Genomic DNA, 25,430 nt, shown 5'->3' with positions numbered 1-25,430 from the left:
GCCGCACTGAACGACCACGACAGATTTCTCCATTGTGCTTGAACCTCGCGGACCACAGCCTGGAAGCACAGACACGATCGAAAGGTCCTTCCGATGTTCACTCTCCGAGGCACCTGGATGCGAGGCGGGACCAGCAAGTGCTGGCTCTTCAACGCCGTCGACATCGACCCCTACATCGCCGGCGCCGGCGGACTCGACAACATCCTCACGGCCGCTTTCGGGTCCGGCGATCCGAGGCAGCTCGACGGCGTCGGAGGCGGTAGCTCCACCACATCCAAGGCCGCCATCGTGCGGCGATCCACCGTGCCGGACATCGACGTCGACTACCTGTTCGCTCAGGTGGCGATCGACGACCGGACGGTCGAATGGGGCAGCGACTGCGGTAACTGCGCCACCGCGATCGGCCTCTACGCAGTGCAAGCCGGGTTGGTCGCCATCGACGACACCCTCACCATCGTGCGCATGCGGAATCAGAACACCGGAGCCGTACTGCGGGCAGAGATCGCCACGCCGGGTCGCCACGTCCCCACCGAGGGAAGCGCCTCGGTCCCGGGCACGCCGGCACTCGGCGTGCCGGTGGGTCTGACGTTCACCGGGTTGGACGCCGATCGCACCACCCTGCTGCCGACCGGCCAGGCCGTCAACCGAATCGAGCTCGGCAGCAACATGTATCGAGGAACACTCGTCCGGGCCGGCGCTCCAACCGCGCTGTTCGACGCGACGGACCTCGGGCTCACCGGCGCAGAGGACAACGACACCCTCGCCGACCGGCTTCCCACGCTCATCGCCCTTCGCCGCGAGGCTGCACTCTTGATGGGACTCGCACGGCCCACCGATCCGATAACCCACGCCATCCCGAAAGTGGGAATCGTCGGACCACCCACGGACTACCGCACCGCAACAGGAACTCTGGTGCGCGCCGAGGACTACGACGTGTCGGTACGCATGATGTCGATGATGGCCCCCCATCCCGCGATCGGGCTCACGTCCGCTGTCGCAGTGGCGGCAGCCGTCACCGTGTCGGGCGGGACCGTCGCCACCAACGCCCGAATCGGCTGGCCGGGTTCGCTCCGTATCGGCACCGCTGCAGGCGTTCTCGACGTCGACTACGCCCTAGACCCTCACGGCATCCTGCAGACGGTGACCCTGCATCGAGCCGTACGACGAATCGCGACCGCAGATCTCTTCGTGGCAATCTCGACTTCCGCGCTCGTGGGTGCGGGAATCTGAAGTTGACGACTCACTCTGGTCCGGATCGAAGCGTTCACCGTCCTCTGACGGCGGCAGTCGGAGGGAGCGTCATTTTCACACTGGTGCAAGGTCGCTCGCTACCAGCGCGAGAATGTCGTTCGCGTGGCTGACGGCGATGAAATGACCACCACCACTGATCGGGTGCCAGACGGCGCCCGGGGTCTTGTCCGCTACCGTCTTGTTGATGATCTCCGGCACCAGGGTGTCGGCGCTTCCCTGCCAGAAGTGCACGGGGCGAGTCACTGTCGTCATGTCGAACGGCCAGGCCTTGTAGAGCATCGTGGCATCGGCGACGAGTCCGTCCGCGCCATGCCGAAAGCACTCGCGCCCTGCCCTCAGAAACGCGTCGAGGACCTTTTCGTCAGCCAACACCTCCTGATCCGCGGTGCACGCCGACTGCGTGATCGCCTTCGCGTAGCGATCCGCGAAATGGGTGGCACTGATACCGAGCACGTCGTACATGAGTGTGAAACCGGGATGGAAGTGAAGCGCCAGGCGGCCACCCAGCGCGTCGACGCTACTGAGGTACTTCGCGGCCCAGTTCGATCCGAACGTTCCGTAATTGCCCCCGGCGATGCACACGATATTGACCAGCCGTGCGGGATCCAGATAGGCGGCGGCCGCGAGGGCCCACGGTCCACCCTCGGACCAGCCGGTTACTGCGAATCGGTGGGCGCCGAAGGAGTCGGCCAGCAGCAGGAGGTCATCGGTCCAGCTTTCGAAGGTGCGGCCCCGCTGGAGATCTGACCCGCCCATGCCCGGCCGGTCCGCGCATACGAATCTCAGTCCGTTGGCCTTCGCATACGGATCGAACAGTTCCGCCTCCAGTCGGCTCGAGGGTCCCCCGTGGTTGTGCAGCACGAGTGGTCCGCCCGGGTCACCGGCTTCGAGATACGTGATGGTCCGGTCGCCGACCTGGATACTTCCCTCTCGCGTCACCTGGACTCCTCACCGTGTTGGCCGGAACCCGAACCCGGGTCGGCGTCGAAACTGCAGTTCCCTCGCAGACGTCAGCGACGCTGCTGAAGCCAGTCCCGATAGTGCGTGGGCGCCAGACCAGCGTCTGAACCCACTGTGAGCACGTCTCCGGTAACTGCGCCGAACAACCCGGCGTTCTCGTCGAGAGTCACGGTCCGGGCATCGCCCTGCGCCGCCAACGTGATTCTGCCGAGTTCGTCGAGAGGAAAAACCTCCGGACCGGCAATGTCTCGGATACCTCCCAGCGGTGTACCAGTGGAGACTTCGACGAGCGCATCGACCACCTCCGCAGCGGCAATCGGCTGGAGTGGGGTGGAGGGCAGCCGCACTGTGTCGCCGTCGGAGGTCCAGGACAAGACGGCGTCGACAAACTCGAAGAACTGGGTGGCACGAAGGATGGAGTACGGCGTCGGCCCCTGCCGGAGCAGGTTCTCCTGGAGGGTCTTTGCCCGGTAGTAGTCCAACTGGGGCACTTGATCGACACCGACGATCGAGAGGACCACCTGATGCCGGACACCGGCACGTTCCCCGGCCGCCAGCAGGTTACTCATGGAGGCCCGGAAGAAGTCCAGGGACGCCTCATCGAAGGTCGGGGAGTTCGAGGCATCGATCACCACATCTGTACCCTCGAGTGCGCTGTCCAGACCCTGACCCGAGATCAGGTCGACGCCGGTGGACTGCGACGCGGGAATCGCCTCGTGACCGGCTTCGTTCAGCTTGCGGACCACCTGCGATCCGATCAACCCGGTACCACCGATGACTGCAAGCTTCATCGTCTCACCTTTCACGGCCGTCGCCGACGGTCGGCGCCGAGATGCCGGAGGCCTCTGCCCATTGTCCTCGCTCGGCGACGCGCTGTGAACCGCTATCGCCGGGTCCGTTCGTATCTCGACATCATCGGACGACGGGGACTTTGACCGGATGCGACCTTCATTATCGGAGCGGGCTTCGACCCCGGTCCTGCGCGCTCACGATCGCTGCCGCGGTGGACGCGATCGTCCGGTCGCCGTCGTCGGTGAGCCTGCCGAGTACCGCCCGGGCCGCCGTGCCGGGAATCTCCGCGAGGGCCTGTGTGATTCGCAGCCTGGTGGGTGCATCGTCGGCGTTGTGGAGTTCGCGCTGCAGGGCCTCGACGATATCTTCCGCCGGAGATGCAATGGTCGTCAGCAGGCCCAGGACTTCGGCCGCCTCGACATCGCGCCGCCCGTCGACGACCATCTCGAGGAGGGCCGGTATCGAGTCCACGTTTCCCCGAGAGCCGAGAGCCAGGGCGGCGTACCCGCGGATGCCGGCATCCGGATCATCGAGGGCTCGTCTCAGATGTACCGTTGCCTCCGCTGTGTGGACAGCCGCTATCGCGGCAGTCGCGCGACGCCGGACGTCGACCTCCTCCGCGTCGAGACCCTTGGCAAGATGCGCAAGTCCGCGACCGGCGACCCTCGCCAACGACCAGTGCAGCGCACCGGCCACATTGGGGTCTTCCTCCGCGAGGGCGGCCTCGACCAGCGCTTCGACGGGTAGCGATGCCTTCCCGCTCTGCGACAGGATCGCTTGTTGACGACGGGCCGCCGACTCCGATTCGAGTGCGCGCAGCAGGGCGACGATGCGCAGGACATCTTCCCACTCCGCCGGGGAGGCGGCGTCTACACGTTCGAGCTTCGCGAGCAGTTCCTGATCGGCAGCGATTCGCTGGCGGGTGTGCCGGATGAGGTCTCCCACCAGATCGGCCGGAGTGAAATCGGGCCCGTCCAGTGCTCGTTTGACTTCGTTCAACGACAGCCCCAACGTCCTCAGGCTCTCGACGTGGAACAGCCGTCGGATGTCGCCGGCGGAGTATTCGCGGTAGCCGCCAGTGGTGCGGCCGGTGGGACTGACCAATCCCAACGTGTCGTAGTGACGCAGCATTCGCGTACTGACGCCGCACCGCCGAGAAACCTCGCCGATCAACATCCCCTCTCCTTCCGCTACGTGTCCGGGCCGGCGACCGCGACGCGCGTCGCCATCTCGAGTGCAAGGCTGAATCCGCTGTCGGGGTCGTGACAGAGCTGCTTCGTAGCATCGGCATGCGCACGAATCCGCGGATCGGGACTCGCCCTCGCGTCGTCGAGGACCGGTAGGACAGCATCCCCGAGTCCGACCAGCGCACGGCTCAGACTGAGCTGCAGGTGCTGATCGCCCCGGCCTAGTTCTGTCGCCAGATCGGCCGCGAGCGCGGCCTCCTCGCCCGGCGGCACGAGCACCACGGCCGCCCGCCACGCGCTGCGCGCGACCTCGTCGTGGTCGTCGTGCAGCAGTCCCGACACCCCGGGCCAGGCGAGCCGATCCCCGATCTTGGACAGGGTGTGCAGCGACTGACTGCGGGCCTGCGCAGTGTCGGACCCGAGCTCTCGGACCAGTCTCGGCACCGTGAGCTCGGGCGGCAGGCGGCACAATGCCCAGGTCAGCATGTCGCGGACGAAGAAGTCCGGTTCGACGGCGCACCGAGCGACGAGAGCGTCCATGAACTGGGGGTCTGAGCGCGTGCCGGCCGCGAGCGCCGCCCGCAGCCGGCTCGACGGGCCGCCCGCAGCCAGAGTGTCGACGAGGTGAGCGCTCGACCCACCGTGGTTGGTTGTGTTCACGACAACCACCTCCTTCGCCGACCATTCGAGTCCTTGTCACTGTGTCAGGGTCAAGCGTTGCCGTCAGGGTGGGCGTGGATCAACTCGAGATCCGGTTGCACGAGAAGAGTCACCCGCCTTCTCTACTGTGAGGGGTGCGAGTTCCACCGATGAGTTTGTCCGGCTCGCGGAGTCCAACCATCATCACCCTCTTCGACAGTGCGGGAGAAATTGAATGGATCAGCTGCTGAGAGTCCAGAACTTCACGGTGTCTCGCGACGGGTTCGGCGCCGGTGAAAACCAGAGCTTCGAGAGACCGTTCGGCCACGCCGACCCCGGCGAAATGTTCACCTGGGCCGGCGCCACGGCGAGCTGGCCCATGCGGACCGACCCCGGCGGGAGCCGCGGACTCGACGACTACTTCACGCGGGATTTCGCCCGAAACATCGGCGCCGAGATCATGGGCCGCAACAAGTTCGGACCCCAACGGGGGCCGTGGGAGGACTACAGCTGGCGCGGCTGGTGGGGCGACGAACCGCCGTTCCATACTCCGGTATTCGTGATGACTCATCACGAGCGTCCGTCGTTCACCCTCTCCGACACCACATTCCACTTCGTCGGAGGTGACCCTGCCACGGTTCTCGAGCAAGCGCGTGACGCCGCGGGCGGCAAGGACGTCCGACTCGGCGGCGGGGCTACCACCATCCGCCAGTTCCTCGACGCCGACCTCGTGGACACCATGCATGTGGTGGTCTCTCCGGTGCAACTCGGGTCCGGCGTGCGACTGTGGGATTCCCCCGATGAACTGCTCGACCGGTTTCATCTCGAGGTTGTGCCGAGCCCCAGCGGTGTGGCACACCACCTGTTCTGGCGCAGGTGATCACTCTGCCCGACGCACCTGCGGGGAACCGGCGCCTGCCGGTTCCGTCGCAGGGCCGAATCGGAGCCGCGCAGCGAGTTCGGCGCGACTGCGAACTCCCGTCTTCGCATAGACGGATTTCAGGTGATCCTGCACGGTATTCGCAGTAATGGCACGGCGCTGCGCGATGTCGGATGTGGCGTATCCCGCCACAACGTCGCTACAGATTTCGCGTTCTCGTGCGGTCAACCCATAGGCGGCGAGCAGCAGACCGGTGAGGTCGCCGCCACCGGCCGATTCGAAAGTGACCACGGCCTGCGGTTCGTCGCCACCGAGCATGGCGGTTGCTCGCACCAGAATCCAGCCGCCGTGTGCGTCACGGATGCGGGCCCGGAACATCCCGGAACTGCTGGACCGTGCACCGAATGTCGCGGCCCGTAGCACCACGGTCATCCGCCCGTGGGCGACTTCCTCGACGCGATCCCGCCAGGTTCGGGCCGCGGAAGTGAAGGAAAGGGGATCGCCCGTGGCACTGGTCAACACCACTGCCGGCCCCTGATCGTCCGGTGGGTGGGTAGCCGGAGCGTGCACTGCCGCTGCCCGGGTCGCGGCCGCCAGTCCCGGCGCCACCAGCGCGAGGAACTCGACATCGCGGTCGGAAAAATCTGGCCCCGATCGAACGAAGCCGGCTCCACCCCAGCAGGTTCCGTCCACTCGGAAGATGACCCGAACCTCTCGTGGCAGACCGAGGGGCCGCCACACGGAACTGTGCCGGAGACTGCGCGCCACCTCGTCGACGGGCAGGTCGGAGGCACGGGCGACTCCACGACCGGTGCAGGCGAGATCGGCGAACGTCGCGGGATCACTTCCGCCGTATTCCGACTCGGCAAGCAGCGGCTCGTATTCCTGAGGAATGCGATTGCGCCCGCTGGTCATCGAACTGATCGAGAGCGACTCCGGGTCGATCATCGCCCAACACGTCAGGTCACTGCACACCGTCTGCTCGACCAGCTCGATGGCGCGCTCGTGCACTTGCGGGACGCCGGCACCCGATGCCGCCAACGCCACCACTTCCCGGCGGATCCTGTCCGCTCGGATCTCGAGCATGCAGCCAAGTATGCGCTGCTCACACCCTCGCGGCTATCCCAGATTTCTGGGATGGGCCACCGATCACGCCGGTTCTACGGTCGCAGTATGTCTACCCACGTTCACATCCTCCGCTCCTGTGACGGCCCACGCCTCACCATTCCCGACGCGGATATCACGGTGCTGGTACCCGGCGAGGTCACCCGCGGGGCATACGAGGTCTTCCTGGTCGAGAGTCGGCAAGGCAGACCGGGGCCACTGCATACCGAGCCGTGGCCGAAGTCCTACCACCTGTTGCGCGGCCGGATTCTCGTTCAGGCGGCCGACACCGGTTACGAACTCGCCGCGGGTGAATCCATCACCTTCCCCCCGGGAACGATGAACACCTTCACCGTTCTCAGCGAGTCGGCCGAGTTCCTCCTCGTCACGGCCGGTGCGCACATGAGCGGGTTCTTCACCGAACTCGACGCTCTCGGTCGCGCTCAGCACTCGGAGGAGGACGCCGCACCCCTTCTCCTCGAGGTCGCGAACGAGTACGGGATCACGCTGGCGAGCCAAGCGGGTGCGTCATGATCGTCATTGCTCAGATTGCCGCGCTGATCGCGGCGGCCGTTCACCTACTCGCGTTCGTGTGGGAATCGGTGGTGTTCCCCCGGCCGTCGGTGCACGAGCGGCTGTTCAGGATTCCCACCTCCGACGTACCGGCTGTCCGCCTGTGGGCGTTCAACGTCGGGTTCTACAACTTGTTCCTCGGTTCCGGCGCAGTGGCCGGCGTGGTTCTCTGGTGGGCCGGGTCGGACACCGCAGGCCGCACCCTCGTGATCTACACCTGCATCTTCATGTTCCTCGCAGGAATCGCCCTGGCCGTCTCGGACCGTATGGCCCTGAGCCGCCCTCGCGGGTCGGGCGTCGCCGGAGCCCTGTCCCAGAGCACACCTCCCCTGGTGGCGTTGGTGGCCCTGGCGATCGGATGAGCACGATCGTCTCGCGATTGCCAGTAAGTTCTCAGGCTCCGAACCCACCCGGGAGCGTCACCGGGCGGCACCATGGAGTGATGTCACAGATGACCGTGCTCGCCGTCGGTGGCACCGGCGAATCCCGTCCCGATGACCGCCGCACCGAAGTCTCGGGCCTCCTCCGCGAGGTGACCGTCCGACTCGACGACCGTTTTGCGCCCCGATGGGTGGGTTACCCGGCGTCGTACGGGCCGGTCGCGACGGGTGGCCTCAGCTACGTGCAGAGCACCGAAGCGGGCGTCTGCGCGTTACTCGACCGACTCCGGGAAGACGCCGGCCCGATCGCCCTGATCGGCTACTCGCAGGGGTGCACGGTCATCCGGGAACTTCTCGGAATGATCGCTGCGGGCATTGTCCCAGCGGGCCGCATCGTTGCCGCCGGATTCATTTCGGATCCGCAGCAACCGGCCGGGGTGGTGCCGGGCTGCGAGGGACGCGGCGTCGCCGGCGAAGGCCCGCCACTCCCCGCCGCGGTTTCGGTGATGTGGGTGGCGAACCCGCAGGACATGATCTGCAACGCCAGCGACGACAGCTACATCCGCGACATTGCGGATCTCACCCGATCGATGTCCTTGCACACCGTGCACACCTGGTGTACGCACATGTGGCAGCTGCTCCGCCACAACAGTTTCCAGAATGCGGCGAACACCCGCTTCAGCCCCCGTCAGTGGCGTACCGACCTCCGGCGTCTGCGTATCGCACTCGTCGAAATTCTTGGCTACCTCCCGCCACGGCTGGCCTGGCGTGGCATTCGTATCGCCAACCGGCGGGGTGGACGGCACATCGCGTACGCAACCGAGCCCCTCGACGCGAGTGGGCTGACGGGATGTCAGGTGTTGGCACGCTGGCTGTGCGACACGGTGGATGACCACACGGTCTCCGAGTCACTGAGCCCGGCCGCCTGAACCGAACGCGCTACGACGGCCATCGACGCTCCCTCACCGACCGCACTGTGCACTGCCATCAGTCCGCCGAGGGAGATGAGAGCCACTCCCGCGTCGAGCGCCAACCTCCCGACCGCGAGTGCACCGGTCACCGTTTGTCGCACACTCATCAGGATCTCCCTCCGGTTGCCGACCGCTTCTGACACCTTCCTAAAGAGACGTGCCCGGATACCCGATTGCTCAACCACAGCTTCAGACCTGCGCCTGGAACGCCTCCCCTGGCGCCGACCGCCGCCGCAGTTCTGGAACGCCCTGGTTCCACATCGAAGGGGCGCGGGGTCATAATGGGTCGTTATGGACGCATATCACGCTGATGCGGCCACCGCAGATTCCGTCCTCGCCTCACCCGAGGACGCCCCCGCGGTGGTGAAGAAGGTTGCCCGGTCTGCCGCGACGCTGAGCGTCGAGCGGTTGGCTACGTTGGTGACCGCTATGGGCGGGTCGATCTCCGACGAAGATCACCTGGTGGTTGTACTGCAGCGAGCAGTGGAGATCGCGCACGAGGCGATCGACGGCGCCGACAGCTGCGGCATCACCATCGTGTCCGGCGGCCGCACCTTCACCGCAGTGCACACCGATGCGCGAACCCTGCAGGTCGACGCCCACCAGTACGAAATCGGCGAGGGTCCGTGCCTGCATGCGGCCACCACGGGCGAGACAGTGCGCGTAGACGTCGACAGTGCCGACGCACGCTGGCCCCAGTTCATCGCCGCCGCGAAAGAAGAAGGCGTCCGCTCGTTCCTCGCTGCCCCGCTCTACACACCTAGCGAGCGTTTCGGTTCGCTCAACATCTATGGTCGCAGGCCCGACGCCTTCACCGAGCAGGACGAAGCCGTCGTCGATGCCCTGACCGCCGCTCTGGCCCGTGCCATCGGCGACTATGCGCGCTTCCGGCATGCGCGGGATCTCGCCGACGGGCTACGCGAGGCCCTCGAAAGCCGCGCCCCGATCGAACAGGCCAAGGGCATGCTGATGGCCATCCACCGGATCGACGCCGACGCCGCCTTCCAGATGCTCGCCGAGAATTCGCAGCGCAGCAACCGAAAGTTGCGGGTTGTCGCGAAAGAACTGCTGGCCGCCGTCTCCGGAGTCGACGCCACAACCGCCGACGAGACGGCCAAAGAACCCTCCTGATCCGCTCACTGCAGCACAAAGTCCTGCCCGGCATAAGACCCACCGAACAGGACCGTGCGCGCCCTCGGAGCTGCTTTCTCAACTCCGCGCGCTGAGCAGATGCACACGTAGGAACGAGCAGCCACTTCCGGTCGAGAGTACGCGTGCTTCGGCGGCCCACGCCTGCGACAATGGGACGGTGTACGACGACGTCACCACACTGGGCAGCGAAAAGCTGACCGCGATCCTGGCGGAGCAGCGGGCACTCCTCGGAGAATCTGTTGCCAACGACTACGGCGAGGCGTATTGCATCCACGCCCGTGAGCGCATCGAAGAACTCGAGGCCGAGGTCGCTCGTCGCGGGTTGTAGTTCTCGCCGCACTGTCCCAAGTACGTGATCTGCTCAGAGCGCATAGTCCACGACCACCGGAGCGTGGTCACTCATCCGGCGGTCCGCCGCCGGATCCCGGTCGGTGCCGGCCGCGACCACCGCCCCCGCCAAACCTGGCGTCGCAAGGTGGTAGTCGATGCGCCACCCGACGTCGTTCACGAACGACTGCCCTAGCCACGACCACCACGAGTACGGACCGTCGACACCCGGATGCTGTCGCCGGACGACGTCGACGAGCGTGCGCGGCGACAGGATGGAGTCGAACCACTCACGTTCCTCCGGCAGATAACCCTCCACCTGGTTGCTGCGGCGCCAGTTCCGAACGTCGTGACGGGTGTGCGCAATATTGAGGTCACCCATCACCAGCAGTTCCCTGCCCCGTGCGCGTGCCGTGCGGCGCGCGCGGGTCAGCTGTCGCGCGAATGCGGAGAGGAACCGCATCTTGCGGTCGTAGCGGGCTCCACCGTCGGGCGCCTCCCGCATGCGCCCCGGCTTCTGCAGGTGCGCCGGAAGACCGCCCTTCGGGAGGTACATCGACACCACGGTGATCGGCGCCTCGGCAAGGTCCACCTCGAGGTACCGGCCCTCCTTGGCGAACTCCCCCAGCCCACGGGCCAACGCCACAGGGTCGAGTTCGACTGTCTCGGTGTGCGTTTCCCCCGGCCGTTGCACGAGCGCCGCACCACTCCACGTTCGAATCGCGAGGGGCGCACACCGAGTCAGGACCGCCACACCATTGCGGCCCGCGAGCTCCCCCTCGTCGTACGCCAGGTGGTACTCGCCGAACACACCCGGCGGAATAGCGCTGGCACGGGCCCGCATCTCCTGGATCGCGACCACATCGGGTCGACGATCAGCCAGCCACTCCTCGAATCCGCGCCGCTGCGCCGCACGAATCCCATTGAGGTTGAAGGTCGCGATCCGCACGGGACACAGTGTAGGGAACCGTCTCGAGCGACCGAACTCGGCTGGGTAGTCACCCGAGTCTTAGACGTTGAAGCGGAACTCCACGACGTCTCCGTCGGCCATGATGTAGTCCTTGCCTTCCATGCGCACCTTGCCGGCGGCTTTGGCGGCGGCCATGGAGCCGGCAGCGACGAGGTCGTCGAAGGAGACGATCTCGGCCTTGATGAAGCCGCGTTCGAAGTCGGTGTGGATGACGCCGGCGGCCTGGGGTGCGGTGTCGCCCTTGTGGATGGTCCAGGCCCGTGCTTCCTTGGGGCCTGCGGTGAGGTAGGTCTGCAGGCCGAGGGTGTGGAAGCCGGTGCGGGCGAGTGCGTGGAGGCCGGGCTCGGACTGTCCGATGGAGTCGAGCATCTCCTGCCGGTCCTCTTCGTCGAGCTCGAGCAATTCCTGTTCGACCTTGGCGTCGAGGAACACGGCGTCCGCGGGGGCGACGGACGCGCGCAGCTCGGCGACCTTCGCCTCGTCCGTGAGCACTGCCTCGTCGGCGTTGAACACGTAGAGGAACGGCTTGGTGGTGAGCAGGCTCAGCTCGCGCAGCAGTGTGAAGTCGAGCTTGTCCTTCGCGCTGAACAGCGTCTTGCCGGTGTCGAGCACTTCCTGCGCGGCCAGTGCGGCCTCGTGCAGGGGCTTGAGGTCCTTGTTCTTCTTCGCTTCCTTTTCGAGCCGCGGCAGAGCCTTCTCCAACGTCTGCATGTCGGCGATGACGAGCTCGGTCTCGATCACCTCGATGTCGGACGCCGGGTCGACGCGGCCGTCGACGTGCACCACGTCGTCGTCGTTGAACACGCGTACCACCTGGCAGATGGCGTCGGCTTCCCGAATGTTGGCCAGGAACTTGTTGCCGAGACCGGCGCCTTCGGAGGCGCCCTTCACGATGCCGGCGATGTCGACGAACGACACCGTCGCAGGCAGGATCCGCTGGGAAGCGAAGATCTCGGCGAGCTTGTTCAGCCGGGGATCGGGCAGTTCGACCAGGCCGACGTTGGGTTCGATGGTGGCGAACGGGTAGTTCGCGGCCAGCACGTCGTTGTTGGTCAGCGCGTTGAACAAGGTGGACTTGCCGACGTTGGGCAGTCCGACGATTCCGAGGGTAAGGCTCACGGTCGTTGGATTCTACGGCCTCGGCCGCGGTGACCGATCACCAGTTGCGCGGGTCACCGTTCGGGGTGTAACCCGGTGGTAGCCCGGAGATGCCACACGGCTGCCGAAACTCCTGGCCGGGACCCGTAACGGGGGGCGTCGGGTTGACGATGTAACAAGGCTAAGCACCACACCGGAAGGACACAGTCAGCACGCGGTCCCGAACGATCACCGCACCGTAACTGAAACCCGTACCCCGGGCCTCTCTGACCTCCACGCCCCACGGGTGTGGCGGTCACCCGCGACCCCCGGTCGTTGCATGGAGGGATCCTCCCCTTGGATTCTTCAACTTCATCCGACCCCCACACCGACAGGTTCGGTGCCGGCTTCCCGCTGTCGTCGGCGCAGCGCGGGATGTGGCTGGCGCAGCGGCTGACGCCCGAGGTTCCCCTCTGCATCGCGCAGTACGTCGAAGTGCACGGACCCTTGGATGTGGGCTTGCTCGACGAGGCCTCCGTGACCGCTGCGCGCGAGTTCCACTCCCCGTACCTCCGCATTTTCGAGGTGGACGGCGAACCTTTCCAGGTGGTCGACCCGACCCTCGAGTTGTCGACCGAGTACGTCGACCTCCGGGCCGCCGCCGACCCGGTGGCGGCGGCGCACACGTGGATGGAGGACGACTACACGAGACCCCTCGACCCCGAGGCGGACATGCTGGCCGCATCAGCGGTTCTGCACGTCGGGGATCAGCATTACTTGTGGTACAGCAGGATTCACCACATCGCGCTGGACGGATACGGGGCGATGACCATGGTCAATCGCATCGCCGCCCTCTACACGGCTGCCGTGCAGGGGCGCCCCCCGGAACCGAATCCCGCGGCGGATCTGCGCACGCTCTACGCCCTCGACCAGCAGTATCGGTCGTCGTCTCGATTCGAAGCCGACCGCGACTACTGGGCGCAGCGGATCGCCGGGTTCGCGGAGGGGTCGAGCCTGTCCGAGGTGGTCTCGCCGGCGGTCGCGAAGAGCATCCTCCTGACCACCTCGCTGTCGGATGCCGCGTCAGAGCGCCTGATGCACTCGGACGAGGTGTTCGGAGTTCCCGCAGCCGGCGTGGTCGTGGCTGCCTTCGGCTGCTACCTGGCGAGAATGAGCGGCCGCGAGAAAGTGTTGCTCAGCCTGCCCGTCTCCGGTCGAACCACCACCACCCTGCGACGTTCCGGTGGAATGCTCGTCAGCCTCGCCCCACTGCACATCAGCGCGCCGCCCCGAGACCGGGTGGACGAGATGCTGCGCCGGTCCCAGTTGGAGCTCATGGGCGCACTCCGCCATCAGCGCTACACCCTCGAGGACATTCGCCGTGATGCCGGCGACCGATCGTCCGGCCGCCGGCTCACCGGTCCGATGGTCAACGTCATGCTCTTCCACCCGGAAATCACACTGGGCCCGGTGACCGGGGAATTCCACGTCGTCACGTCCGGTCCCGTCGAGGACCTCCTGGTGAACGTCTACCGCAGCGGCACACCCGAGAGGACGCTGGTCGAGTTCCGGGGCAACCCGCACCGGTACACCGACGAGGACTTGCGTCGGCACCATTCCGCTTTCGTCGCCCTATTGGAGGAGCTCCTGGGGGCCCGCCCCGAAGACGCGACAGCGGACGTTCATGTCGAATCCGCCGCCGAAGGAGCACGCCGACGGCGGAAGATGGCTGCGCTCGACTATTGGAAGCAGACCCTCGACGGCCTGTCCGCGAACGACCTTTTGCCCACCGACCACCCGCGGCCCGCCGATCGCACACTCGTGGCCGACGGACGGGTCGATGTTCGCATCCCGGCCGAACTGCACCAACGCATGCACAGTGTCGGCGCCGACTGCCGATTCGCAGCCTTCTCCGCGATCCATACCGGGCTGGTCGCACTGCTCTCGCGACTGGGGAGCACCGACGACATCGCGGTCGGCACCTCCGGCGGTCCCGGCGGTGGGCCGCTGATCCTGCGCACCCTCGTCGACAGCGCTCAGACGTTCACCGACGTGCTCGGACGGGTCCGCGACACGGAGCTGGGCGCGTACACCCACTCCGACGTTCCCTTCGACGAAATCGCGGAGGCACTGGGCCGACGGGACGAGTCGTCCGGCCGGTACCCATTCCAGATCGGTCTCGAATTCGTGGGTGCGGCAACGGACGCGTCACCGACCGACGGCGCGGATCTGTCGGTCGTCTGCACGGCGCAACCCGACTGCGCAGGCGTCGATATCCAGCTTCTTTTCGCGACGGCCTTGTTCGAACCCGACACCGTGCGGGAGTTCGGAGACCGCTTGGTGCGCCTGCTCGATGTCGCCACGCTCGACTCCGGTGCGGCCGTCGGCGATGTCGACGTCCTCACTCCCGCCGAACGCGCGAACCTGGTACCCGCTCTGGGACCACCTGCGTTGCCGCCCCGACTGCTGCCCGACATCCTGACTTCGGCCGCGGAGATCGATCCCGACGCCATCGCCGTCTCCGAGCGGGGCACGGACATGTCGTACCGGGAACTCGACGAGGAATCGAATCAGTTGGCGCGCCTGCTGATCGCGCGCGGTGCCGGACCGGACACCATCGTCGCGCTCGCACTACCGCGATCTTCCGAGTTCGTGCTCGCGCTCTGGGCCGTCGCGAAGTCCGGTGCAGCGTTCCTCCCGGTGGACCCGAACTACCCGCAGGCACGCATCGAGCACATGCTGACCGATTCGGGCGCGGTGCTGGGCGTGACCGATCACCGGCACCGCCTGCGTTCGCCTGCCGTGTCCTGGCTCGACTTGGACGACACACGAACCGAGACGACGGTCGCCGGGTGCTCACCTACCCGTGTGACCCAGGCGGACCGGTTGCGGCCGCTGCGGCGTGACCACGCGGCCTACGTGATCTACACGTCCGGTTCCACCGGCATCCCGAAGGGCGTGTCGGTCGGTCACCGGGGCATCGCCGACCTCGTCAGCGCGGAACGCGAAGGTCTGGACATTTCACCGAAGTCGCGGGTCTCCCATTTCGCTTCGCCCAGTTTCGACGCTTCCATCTTCGAACTGCTCAGCGCATTCGGTGCGGGCGCGCGGGTGGTGATCGTGCCACCTGCCGTCGTCGGCGGCGCCGAACTGACCCGGGTACTCGCCGACGAGCACGTCAGCCACGCAATATTCACGCCGACCACCGCGGCGACACTCGATCCCGCAGCCCTCCCCGAGCTGACCGATCTGGCCCTCGCCGGCGAGGCAAGCCCGCCCGAGTTGGTCACGCGGTGGGCGTCTGACGCCCGGAGGGTCCGCAACGCATACGGCCCCACCGAGGCCACGATCATGTCGACGCTGAGCCCACCGCTCACGCCAGGGCAACGGGTGACCCTGGGCGGGCCGATCCGGGGATTCTCGATCCTGGTTCTCGACTCCCGACTCCATCCGGTTCCGCCGGGAGTCGCAGGCGAGGTGTATCTGGGTGGTCCCGGCCTTGCCCGCGGGTATCACCGGCGACCCGGCTTGACTGCAGCACGTTTCGTTGCCGACCCGCACGGTCCACCGGGCGAGCGCCTCTACCGCACGGGCGACGTCGCCGCGTGGCGGAAGTGTGCCGGCCTTCCGGACGGAACACCCACCGGCCTGTCGCTGGAGTACCTGGGCCGCAGCGACTTCCAGGTCAAGATCCGCGGGTTCCGTATCGAACTCGGCGAGATCGATGCCGTCCTGATGCGGCATCCCACGGTGAGCTTCGCTGCGACGGTCGACCGCGCCACCAGCGCAGGCGACCCCACACTCGTCGCATACGTGCGACCGGCGCAAGGCGCGCAGGTGGACGTCCCCGGATTAGAAACGCTCCTGCGACGCACCCTCCCTCGGTACATGCTTCCGTCGGCCATCGTGCCGCTCGACGAGATCCCGCTCACCCCTGGTGGGAAACTCGACCGTGCGGCGTTGCCCGCACCCACCTTCCTGCCCGGCAGCACTCATCGGAAGCCGGCCACACCGACGGAGGCCACCGTCGCCGCCGTCTGGGAGACCGTGCTGGGGGTCAGCGGCATCGGCGCCGACGACGACTACTTCGATCTGGGCGGGAATTCGCTGACGGCGACCCGGGTGGTGGCCCGGGTGAACGCGGCCCTCGGCACCACGATGGGGGTCGCTGAACTGTTCGAGGCGCCGACCGTGGCGACACTGGCTGCGAGACTCGACCGGAAAGAGCATCGCGGGCCCGACCGTCCCGCCCTTGCCCCGGTGGCACGCCCCGCCGTCATTCCGCTGTCCTCCGCTCAACAGCGCATGTGGTTCATCAATCAGTACGACACCACGTCACCCGCCTACAACATTCCGCTGGTCGTCCGCTTGACGGGACGACTCGACGTGCCTGCCCTGGTGGCCGCGATCGGTGACATCGTGGAACGGCACGAATCGCTGCGCACCGTGTTCCCCGCATCACCCGACGGCCCGCACCAGGTCGTCCTGCCGGCCGCCGACGCGGTACCCGTCATTGAACCGACCCTCGTGGAGAACGAAAGCGAACTGGCGCAACGCCTTTCCGAGGTGTGCTCGACGAGGTTCGACGTCGCCACCGCCGTCCCCTTGCGTTGCACCCTCCTTCAGCTCGGCGACAGTGAGTACGTCCTGGCACTGGTTCTGCACCACATCGCGGCGGACGGGGCGTCGACCGCGCCACTGGCTCGGGACGTGACCACGGCGTACGCCGCGCGCACCGCCGGTCACGCCCCGCAGTGGCCACCGCTCGCCGTGCAGTACGTCGACTACACCCTCTGGCAGCGTGCATTGCTGGGAAGTGACACGGACCCGGACAGCCTGCTGTCGCGGCAACTCGACTACTGGACCGAAACACTGAGCGGAAGTCCCGCTCTGCTCGAGTTGCCCACCGACCGCCCGCGCCCGGACACCCGGTCGCTGCGTGGCGGCCGTGTCGAATTCGCGATCGACCCCGAGCTGCACGGCGCCGTGCTCGAGCTTGCGCGAAACTCCACGTCGACGGTGTTCATGGTGTTGCACGCCGCACTGGCAGTTCTGTTGGCCCGGCTCAGTGGATCCGATGACGTCGCCGTCGGCACTCCGGTGGCAGGCCGCGGCGAGGCAGCGCTGGACGACGTAGTCGGCATGTTCGTGAACACCGTGGTGCTGCGTACCCAGACAGACCTGTCGACGGGTTTCGGCGACACCCTTCGGCACTTGCGGGACACCGATCTCGCCGCCTTCGGTCACACCGACATCCCGTTCGAACAGCTGGTGGAGGTGCTGGACCCCCCACGTTCATCGGCATATTCACCGCTCTTCCAGGTATTGCTCGAGTTCGAACACATCTTGCCTTCGGGCCGGGAACTGCACGGTCTCGAGCTGCCCGGACTCCGCCTGGAGCCGGTCGACTACGACGCGGGAATGGCCAAGTTCGATCTGCAGCTCTGGCTCTCCGAGCGCATCGACACCAACGGCTCCCCCCTCGGTATGCAGGCGGGGGTCGTGTATGCCACCGATCTGTTCGACGAGCAGACGGTGCGGAAATTCGCCGAGCGTTTCCTGCGCATACTGGAGGCGGTCACAGAGAATCCGCAGACCCCGATCGGTGACATCGAGATCCTCGATGCAGCCGAGCGGCACGCCGCGCTCACGCCTTGGCGGCAGCCCGTCGCTCTGAGTGAAAGCCACACTCTCGCAGACGTATTACTCCGCGCGGCAGCGACGTCCCCGAATCAGGGAGCCGTCACTTATGCGGGTGACACGGTCTCGTATGCCGAGCTGGCTACCCGCGTCACTCGCCTGGCCCGTCTGCTGATCAACCGCACGCTTACCCCCGAAGCCGTAGTCGCCGTGGCGGTTCCCAGGTCCGTCGACTGGGTGGTCGCCGTGCTCGCGGTGATCGCAGCGGGCGGTACCTGTCTGCCGGTCGAGGTGACCTCGCCTCGCTCCCGCGTCGAGCATGCCCTGACGTCGGCGGATCCCGCGATGATCATCACTCACCTCGACCTCGCGGCTGAACTCCCCGACACCGGTTCTGCTGTCGTCGTGCTCGACGCTCCCGACACGGTGGTCGAACTCGCTGCCACGTCGGATGCGCCGCTCACGCATGCTGCGACGCCGGACTCGGCCGCCTATGTGCTGTTCACCGCCGGTTCGACGGCGCCGCCGAAGCCGGTCTCTCTCTCGCACCGCACCGTGCTCGCCGCCTTCGCTTCCGCATCCCACTCTTTCGGCTTCGACCGTTCCGATGTGTGGACGACGTTCCCCACCCACACCGTCGATCTCTCCGTGTGGGAGCTGTGGGGTGCGTTGCTGCAGGGTGGGCGATTGCTGATCGTCGACGAAGACACCGCCCGATCACCGCGCGAGACCGCAGCGTTGATCGCCCACGAACACGTCACTGTCCTGAGCCGGACCCCCACAGCATTCGATCCGATTCTTCGCGCCCTGCCTACGGCGGGAAGCACTCCACTGTCAGCTCCGCGACTCGTCGTCCTCGGCGGCGAGGCCGTCTCCGCCGACCTGGCCGCACGATTGTCCACGCTGCCGGCGTCGACCACCGCGGTGCAGATGTATGCCTCCACCGAGACCGTCACCTGGGTGGCAGCGTCGGAGGTGCGCGCGACCGCACACCAGGAACAGGCCCTCCCGCTGATACCCGCGCCCGGGCGGCCGCTCGTCGTCCTGGACCGTCGGCTGCACATCGTCCCCGCGGGTGTCGTGGGCGAGCTGTATGTGGGTGGTCCCGCCCTCGCACGCGGCTATCACGGCCGGGCACGTGCCACCAGCACCCGTTTCGTGGCGAGTCCGTTCGATGGTCCCGGGGAACGGATGTACCGCACCGGCGATCTGGCGCGAACCGAGCGAGACGGGGGCCTTTACATCGTCGGCCGTTCCGACTTCCGGTCGTCGCTCCGCGGATACCGTATCCCCCTCGACGAGATCGACGCGGCGATGTCCGCGCACCCGTCCATCGACCGGGCGGTGACGGTCGACTACACCACCCGTTCGGGTGACCACACCCTGGTGTCCTATGTGACACCGGCCGCGAGTGCCGAAGTGGAGCAGGGCCGTCTGACCGAGTTCGCCGCGACTCTGCTTCCCGCGCACTGCATTCCCGCCGAGATAGTCGAACTCGACACTTTTCCCGTCGACGACACCGGTGCGTTCGACCGCACCGCCCTGCCCGTGCCCGAGTCCCTCGGGTACGCCGCCGAGTTCCGCGCGCCCAGGACACCACGGGAGGAAGCGGTCGCATCGGTGTTCGCGCAGGTACTCGGTGTCGAAGGTGTGGGCGTCGACGACAACTTCTTCGAACTCGGCGGCACCTCCCTGATCGCCACGAAGGTGGTGGCCCGCCTCAACTCGGCGCTGGGCACCGGAATCGGTGTGCGCGCCCTGTTCGAGGCGCCGACCGTGCAGGCCCTGGCCGCCGTGCTCGACGCCGAAGACAAGGAGGCGTCCCTTCCACCGCTCCAACCGAGGGGTCGCACCCGGCCGGTTCCGGTATCGTTTGCGCAACAACGGATGTGGTTCGTCAATCAATTCGATACCAGCTCCGCGGCCTACAACATACCGATGGTCGTGCGCATCAGCGGACCACTCGATATTGCCGCTCTCAGCGCTGCCCTGGTGGACGTCGTCACTCGACACGAATCGTTGCGGACGGTGTACCCCCTCACCGACGAGGGACCGGTCCAGGTGGTGCAACCCGTCGACGAGGCACAATTCGAACTCACGCCGATACCGATCCTCGACGACAAGCACCTGCGGGAGCGGATCGACGACGTCATCGCCACCACCTTCGACGTCACGGTTCGGGCACCGCTGCGCGCCGAGGTATTCCGCGTGGACCCACTCACCCATGTCTTCGCGCTGGTGGTGCATCACATCGCGGCGGATGGGTGGTCCCTGGTTCCGCTGGCGCGAGACATGACCACGGCGTATGCCGCGCGCACGCAGGGTCGCGCCCCCGACTGGAAGCCACTTCCCGTGCAGTACGGGGACTTCGCACTCTGGCAACGAGAGGTCCTGGGGTCCGCCGAAGACCCGACGTCGCCACTGTCCGAGCAGCTCACCTACTGGCGGTCCACGTTGGCCGATCTCCCTGAGAGGCTCGAACTGCCGGCCGACCGTCCACGACCCTCGACCGCCACCTACCAGGCGGCCACCGCCCGCTTCACCATGTCGCCGGCGACACACCGTCGGCTGACCGAGATGGCGCGGGAACACGATGCCACTCCCTTCGTCACCGTCCACGCCGCTCTTGCGGTGCTGCTGTCGCGGCTCGGGAACACCGGCGACGTCACGGTAGGGTCGCCGATCGCGGGACGTGGCGAACAGGCACTCGACGATCTCGTCGGCATGTTCGTCGGCACCCTCGTGCTGCGCACGCGAATCGACCCGGCACTGCCGTTCGACAAGGTCCTGGCCCGCGTACGAGAAACGGATGTCGACGCCTTCGCACACGCGGATATCCCCTTCGAGCGTCTGGTCGAGGAACTGAACCCGGCGCGTTCCACGGCTGCACACCCCCTGTTCCAGGTGATGCTCTCCTTCCTGAACCTGGCGGAGGCGAAACCGGAACTGCCTGGACTGCGCGTGTCCACCCTCGACCTCGACTCGCACCTGTCCCAGTTCGACCTGAATGTCGTTCTGCGCGAGCACCTCACCGACGACGGTGCGCCTGGCGGAATCACCGGCGAATTCGTGTATTCCACCGATCTCTTCGACGAAACGACCGTGCATAGGTTCGTCGACATGTTCCTCCGCGTGATCGACACGGTCTCTTACCTGCCCACCACGGTGGTCGGTGATATTCCCTTGCTCGACAGCACCGAGCTCGAGCGAGCGCTCGACCGGAAGTTCGTCACCAGGCACGACTTACCCGGTGACACGATCCTCGACCTCTTCGATGCCCAGGTCGCCAGGGCACCCGAGGATACCGCTGTCGTGTTCGAGGGGGATGCCCTGACCTACCTCGAGTTCGACGCCTGGACCAATCAGCTCGCGCGCATCCTGATCGGGCGGGGCATCGGACCGGAGTGCGTGGTGGCACTGGCCTTGCCGCGATCGTTCGAACTGCTTGCCGGAATGTTCGCCGTCGTCAAAGCGGGCGCCGCCCTGCTTGCCCTCGACCTCGGACATCCCCCCGAACGCATCGCCTATCTGCTCGACTCCTCCGCGCCCGCATTGGTGCTCACGGTTTCCGGCGTCGATGTTCCGGTCCCTCCCGGCACCGAAGTTCTCGCCCTGGACGTCGTCGATCTCGAGGCCGTGGATGCGCGTCCGGTCACGGACGCCGACCGCATCGCTTCCCTGCACCCGGAGAACCTCGCCTACGTGGTCTATACCTCGGGCTCCACCGGAAGACCCAAGGGCGTCGCAGTGTCCCATGCAGCGATCACCAATCAGCTGGCGTGGTCCCAATCCCAGCTGCCGCTCCTTCCCGACGACCGCACCCTCCAGAAAGCACCGATCGCGTTCGATGTCGCTATCTGGGAGTCGTTCTCGGCATTGTGCGCCGGCAGCGCTTTGGTCATTCTCCGGCCCGACGGCCATCTCGATCTCGAGTACCTGACTACGGTGCTGTCGACCGAGAACATCACCGTCGTCGAATTCGTGCCCTCGATGCTCGAGGTGTTCGTCGGCGACCACCGGCGCGCGTTCCCTTCGTCGCTCCGCCGGGTGTTCTCGGGAGGTGAGGCCCTGCCTGCCCGCACCGCCGACCGGGTGCTGTCCCGAGGTGTCGCGCTCGGGAACATGTACGGTCCGGCAGAGGCGTCGGTGACGGCCACCTATTGCGATGTCACGTCGCTGCCGCTCACACCGGTGATTCCGATCGGCACCCCGGTGTGGAATACCCGGGTGTATCTCCTCGATCACCGGTTGCACCCGGTGCCGCGCGGAGTCGCTGCCGAAATGTACATCAGCGGTGCGCAACTGGCCCGCGGATACCTGGGACGACCGGACCTGACCGCACTTCGGTTCATCCCGGATCCGAACGGTGCCCCGGGGAGCCGGATGTATCGCACCGGTGACCTCGCCCGCCACAACAGTCTCGGACGGATCGAGTATCTGGGACGCAGCGATTTCCAGATTCAGCTGCACGGCTACCGAGTCGAACCGGGAGAGATCGAATCCACACTGCTCCGCCACCCAGGGGTTGCCCAGGCCGTGGTGGCACTCCACCGGGACTCCCACGGCGCCGACCATCTGATCGGTTACGCCGTGCCCGAGCCGGATGCGGAGATCGACGGGAACATCCTGATCGACCATGCCGCCTCTGCCCTGCCGTCGCACATGGTGCCGTCGACGATCCTCATCCTGCCGTCGTTCCCGCTGACACCGAACGGCAAGGTCGATCGCGGGGCACTTCCCGCCCCCGACTTCTCCGTCCGTGCAACGAGTCAGCGGATGCCGAGCTCGGAGGCCGAGCGCGTACTCGCGGCCCTGTTCGCCGAGGTACTCGGCCTCGACGCCGTGGGTGTCGACGATTCGTTCTTCGCGCTCGGCGGCGACAGCATCATGGCCATTCAATTGGTCGCGAGGGCACGAACCGCCGGCCTCACGGTGCAACCGCGCGACGTGTTCGAACACAAGACCGTCAGCCGGCTCGCGCGGGCCGTATCGATCCAGCCGTTCGCCGCACCCACTCTGGAGGAACTGCCCGGTGGCGACACCGGAGAGTTCCCCCCGACTCCGGTCATTGCCTGGCTGCTCGAGCTCGGTGGCGACTTCAGCCAGTTCTCGCAGGCCGCACTGCTGACCACCCCGGCCGGGGTCGACCACGAGACGCTCACGCGTAGCCTCGGGGCCGTCGTCGAGCACCACGCCGCCCTGCGCGCTCGGCTTCGTCTCACCCCGGGCCGCGACCCGATCATGGAGGTACCCGCGGGACCCGCCCCCGGCGGCGGCGATCTTCTCCGACGGGTCGCGGTCGCGAGGGTCACAGGCCCGGAGTTCCATCGCCTGGCGGTCGCCGAACTGGAGGCCGCAGCCGGCCGGCTCGATCCGGCCCGGGGCGTCATGCTGCAGGCCGTGTGGTTCGACGCCTCCCGGGACCACCGCAACGGCGACCTCTCAGCACAGGAGGGCCGACTACTGCTGGTGATCCATCACCTGGCCGTCGACGGCGTGTCCTGGCGAATCCTGGTACCCGACCTCGCCGCCGCCTGGGAAGACATCACCGCCGGCCGGGACCCCGACCTACCCGAGAACGGAACCTCGATGCGCCGCTGGGCGCACGCCCTCATCGACACCGCCCCCGAACGCGCCGATGAACTCGACCTCTGGCGCCGCATCCTCGACGGACCCGACCCCCTCCTCGGATCCCGGCCACTCGACCCCGCCCTCGACACCCGCGCGACGTCCCGCGACCTCACGGTCGACGTGCCGACCGGCGTCACCGAGGCACTATTGGCAGACGTGCCCAAGGCTTTTCACGCCGGCACCGACGACGCACTGCTCACTGCGCTCGCGCTCGCGATCGCCGTCTGGCGACACCGCAGGGGCCTTCGGGTGAACGAGGTTTTGGTGACCGTCGAGGGTCACGGCCGCGGCAACAGCCTCATCCCCGGCGCAGATCTCTCCCGCACCGTCGGCTGGTTCACCACCATCCACCCCGTCCGACTCGACCTCACCGGCATCGACCTCGACGACGCCCTCCACGGCAGAGACGCCGCCGGCACCGCCATCAAAACCATCAAGGAACAACTACGCACCATCCCCGACCACGGCGCCGGATACGGACAACTGCGCTACCTCGACCCCGACACCGCCGAAGAACTCCGCACCTACCCCGACCCCCAGATCACCTTCAACTACCTCGGAAGGTTCACCACCGCCGCAGATGTCGAGGGACGGAACTCGGCGTGGGCGCCGGTCGAGGATGCCGACCTCGGGGGACGTCAGAACGCGGAGATGCCCGCACCTGCGGCGCTGAGCATCGACGCCGCCGCGGTGGGGGCCGCGGGTGCACGAGAGTTGAAGTCCACGTGGACGTATGCGGCCGGAGTTCTCACCGCTGCGGAGGTGCGCGAACTCGCCGACCTCTTCACCACCGCACTCACCGCCCTCACCACCCACACCCACCAACCCCACACCGGCGGACACACCCCCACCGACTTCGACCTCGTCCACCTCGACCAACACACCATCGACACCCTCGAACACCACTACCCCACCCTCACCGACATCTGGCCCCTCTCCCCCTTACAAGCCGGCCTCCTCTTCCACTCCGAATACACCGACCACACCCTCGACACCTACACCGTCCAACTCACCCTCGACCTCCACGGCCCCCTCGACACCACCCGACTCCACCACGCCGCCGAAACCCTCCTCCACCGCCACCCCAACCTCCGCGCCGCCTTCACCCACACACCCGACGGCCACCCCATCCAAATCATCACCCACCACACCCCCCTCCCCTGGACCCAACACGACCTCACCCACCAACCACCCCACCAACACCCCACCACCGTCGAAGACATCCTCACCACCGACCGCCACACCCGCTTCGACATGAACACCCCACCCCTACTCCGCTACACCCTCATCACCCGCACCCCACACCACCACCACCTCGTCATCACCAACCACCACATCCTCCTCGACGGCTGGTCCACCCCCCTCCTCCTCCACGAACTGCTCCACCTCTACACCCACCACAACGACACAACCGGACTTCCACCGGTGACCCCCTACCGGGATTACCTCGCCTGGTTGGCTCAGCGCGACTACGCCGAGTCGGTCGAGGCGTGGCGCCGGGCGCTCGAGGGAGTCGAGGAACCGACACTTCTTGTGCCCCAGGGCCATCTCCCCTTGGAGCGGGGGGCGCCGGCCGACCACGTCGTGACGCTCGCCGCCGAACACACCGACGCCCTGCGGGCGCTGGCGCGCGAACGGAACCTCACCCTCAACACCATGGTCCAAACCGCCTGGGGCATCGTCCTGGCCACCCTCACCCACCGCGACGACGTCGTCTTCGGCACCACCGTCTCCGGACGCCCACCCCACATCCCCGGCATCGAAACCATGATCGGACTCTTCATCAACACCATCCCCGTCCGCATCACCCTCGACCCCCACCACACCCTCACCCAAGTCCTCGACCACACCCACCACACCCACACCCAACTCCTCGACCACCACCACCTCGGCCTC

Annotated in this window: 15 protein-coding genes (1 of these 15 running past the window's edge); 8 read left to right on the top strand and 7 right to left on the bottom strand. The window is 66.8% G+C overall.

Features of this window, described 5'->3' with window-relative positions; genetic code table 11:
• The first annotated feature begins 93 nt into the window (after window positions 1-93).
• Window positions 94-1,230 (top strand): PrpF domain-containing protein, encoded by a 1,137-nt coding sequence (locus tag GFS60_RS24465; RefSeq protein WP_159925290.1) that lies wholly within the window; start codon window positions 94-96, stop codon window positions 1,228-1,230.
• 75 nt (window positions 1,231-1,305) lie between these two features.
• Here the strand turns inward: GFS60_RS24465 and GFS60_RS24460 are convergent, their stop codons facing one another.
• From GFS60_RS24460 to GFS60_RS24445, 4 genes are all read right to left on the bottom strand, one after another.
• Complete coding sequence (locus GFS60_RS24460) at window positions 1,306-2,190, bottom strand: alpha/beta fold hydrolase (RefSeq protein ID WP_159925288.1); 885 nt, start codon at window positions 2,188-2,190, stop codon at window positions 1,306-1,308.
• Window positions 2,191-2,261: 71 nt separating this feature from the next.
• Window positions 2,262-3,002, bottom strand: a complete 741-nt coding sequence (locus GFS60_RS24455; RefSeq protein WP_159925286.1) for an SDR family oxidoreductase — start codon at window positions 3,000-3,002, stop codon at window positions 2,262-2,264.
• A gap of 160 nt (window positions 3,003-3,162) precedes the next feature.
• Window positions 3,163-4,179, bottom strand: coding sequence for a MerR family transcriptional regulator (locus GFS60_RS24450; RefSeq protein ID WP_159925284.1), 1,017 nt, complete (start codon window positions 4,177-4,179; stop codon window positions 3,163-3,165).
• Window positions 4,180-4,193: 14 nt separating this feature from the next.
• Window positions 4,194-4,859 (bottom strand): HEAT repeat domain-containing protein, encoded by a 666-nt coding sequence (locus GFS60_RS24445; RefSeq protein WP_159925282.1) that lies wholly within the window; start codon window positions 4,857-4,859, stop codon window positions 4,194-4,196.
• Window positions 4,860-5,064: 205 nt separating this feature from the next.
• On the opposite strand from GFS60_RS24445, the gene GFS60_RS24440 reads away from it, so the two are divergent.
• Entirely contained in the window at window positions 5,065-5,709 is a 645-nt protein-coding gene (locus tag GFS60_RS24440; protein ID WP_159925280.1) for a dihydrofolate reductase family protein, read from the top strand.
• On the opposite strand, the gene GFS60_RS24435 is transcribed toward GFS60_RS24440, so the two are convergent.
• The gene (locus tag GFS60_RS24435) at window positions 5,710-6,795 is read right to left on the bottom strand and encodes a helix-turn-helix transcriptional regulator (RefSeq protein ID WP_159925278.1); all 1,086 of its coding nucleotides are present in this window, start codon (window positions 6,793-6,795) and stop codon (window positions 5,710-5,712) included.
• Between the two features lie 87 nt (window positions 6,796-6,882).
• On the opposite strand from GFS60_RS24435, the gene GFS60_RS24430 reads away from it, so the two are divergent.
• The 5 genes from GFS60_RS24430 to GFS60_RS38675 all read left to right on the top strand — a co-directional run bounded on the left by GFS60_RS24430 (window position 6,883) and on the right by GFS60_RS38675 (window position 10,217).
• On the top strand, window positions 6,883-7,347 hold the full coding sequence (locus GFS60_RS24430; protein ID WP_159925276.1) for a hypothetical protein: 465 nt from the start codon (window positions 6,883-6,885) through the stop codon (window positions 7,345-7,347).
• The gene (locus GFS60_RS24425) at window positions 7,344-7,748 is read left to right on the top strand and encodes a DUF1304 domain-containing protein (protein WP_159925274.1); all 405 of its coding nucleotides are present in this window, start codon (window positions 7,344-7,346) and stop codon (window positions 7,746-7,748) included. The genes GFS60_RS24430 and GFS60_RS24425 overlap by 4 nt, the downstream gene beginning before the upstream one ends.
• 80 nt (window positions 7,749-7,828) lie before the next feature.
• On the top strand, window positions 7,829-8,695 hold the full coding sequence (locus tag GFS60_RS24420) for a PE-PPE domain-containing protein (RefSeq protein ID WP_159925272.1): 867 nt from the start codon (window positions 7,829-7,831) through the stop codon (window positions 8,693-8,695).
• Window positions 8,696-9,028: 333 nt separating this feature from the next.
• Window positions 9,029-9,868, top strand: a complete 840-nt coding sequence (locus tag GFS60_RS24415; protein WP_159925270.1) for a GAF and ANTAR domain-containing protein — start codon at window positions 9,029-9,031, stop codon at window positions 9,866-9,868.
• Between the two features lie 178 nt (window positions 9,869-10,046).
• The gene (locus GFS60_RS38675; protein WP_201453441.1) at window positions 10,047-10,217 is read left to right on the top strand and encodes a hypothetical protein; all 171 of its coding nucleotides are present in this window, start codon (window positions 10,047-10,049) and stop codon (window positions 10,215-10,217) included.
• Between the two features lie 33 nt (window positions 10,218-10,250).
• Here the strand turns inward: GFS60_RS38675 and GFS60_RS24410 are convergent, their stop codons facing one another.
• Both GFS60_RS24410 and ychF read right to left on the bottom strand, forming a co-directional pair.
• On the bottom strand, window positions 10,251-11,165 hold the full coding sequence (locus tag GFS60_RS24410) for an exodeoxyribonuclease III (protein WP_159925268.1): 915 nt from the start codon (window positions 11,163-11,165) through the stop codon (window positions 10,251-10,253).
• A 60-nt stretch (window positions 11,166-11,225) separates the two neighbouring features.
• Window positions 11,226-12,305, bottom strand: coding sequence for a redox-regulated ATPase YchF (ychF, locus tag GFS60_RS24405; protein WP_159925266.1), 1,080 nt, complete (start codon window positions 12,303-12,305; stop codon window positions 11,226-11,228).
• 315 nt (window positions 12,306-12,620) lie between these two features.
• Here ychF and GFS60_RS24400 point away from each other — a divergent pair, with 315 nt between their 5' ends.
• Window positions 12,621-25,430, top strand: the start of a protein-coding gene (locus tag GFS60_RS24400; RefSeq protein ID WP_236603276.1) for a non-ribosomal peptide synthase/polyketide synthase. Its footprint extends 13,980 nt past the window's final position; 12,810 of the gene's 26,790 nt are visible here — the first part of the coding sequence; its start codon is at window positions 12,621-12,623; the stop codon falls past the right edge of the window.

It is taken from the genome of Rhodococcus sp. WAY2, from assembly GCF_009859915.1.
Classification (GTDB): domain Bacteria; phylum Actinomycetota; class Actinomycetes; order Mycobacteriales; family Mycobacteriaceae; genus Rhodococcus_F; species Rhodococcus_F oxybenzonivorans.
Note: the sequence above shows the minus strand (reverse complement) of the source record. Positions and strands in the feature narration are given on the sequence as shown.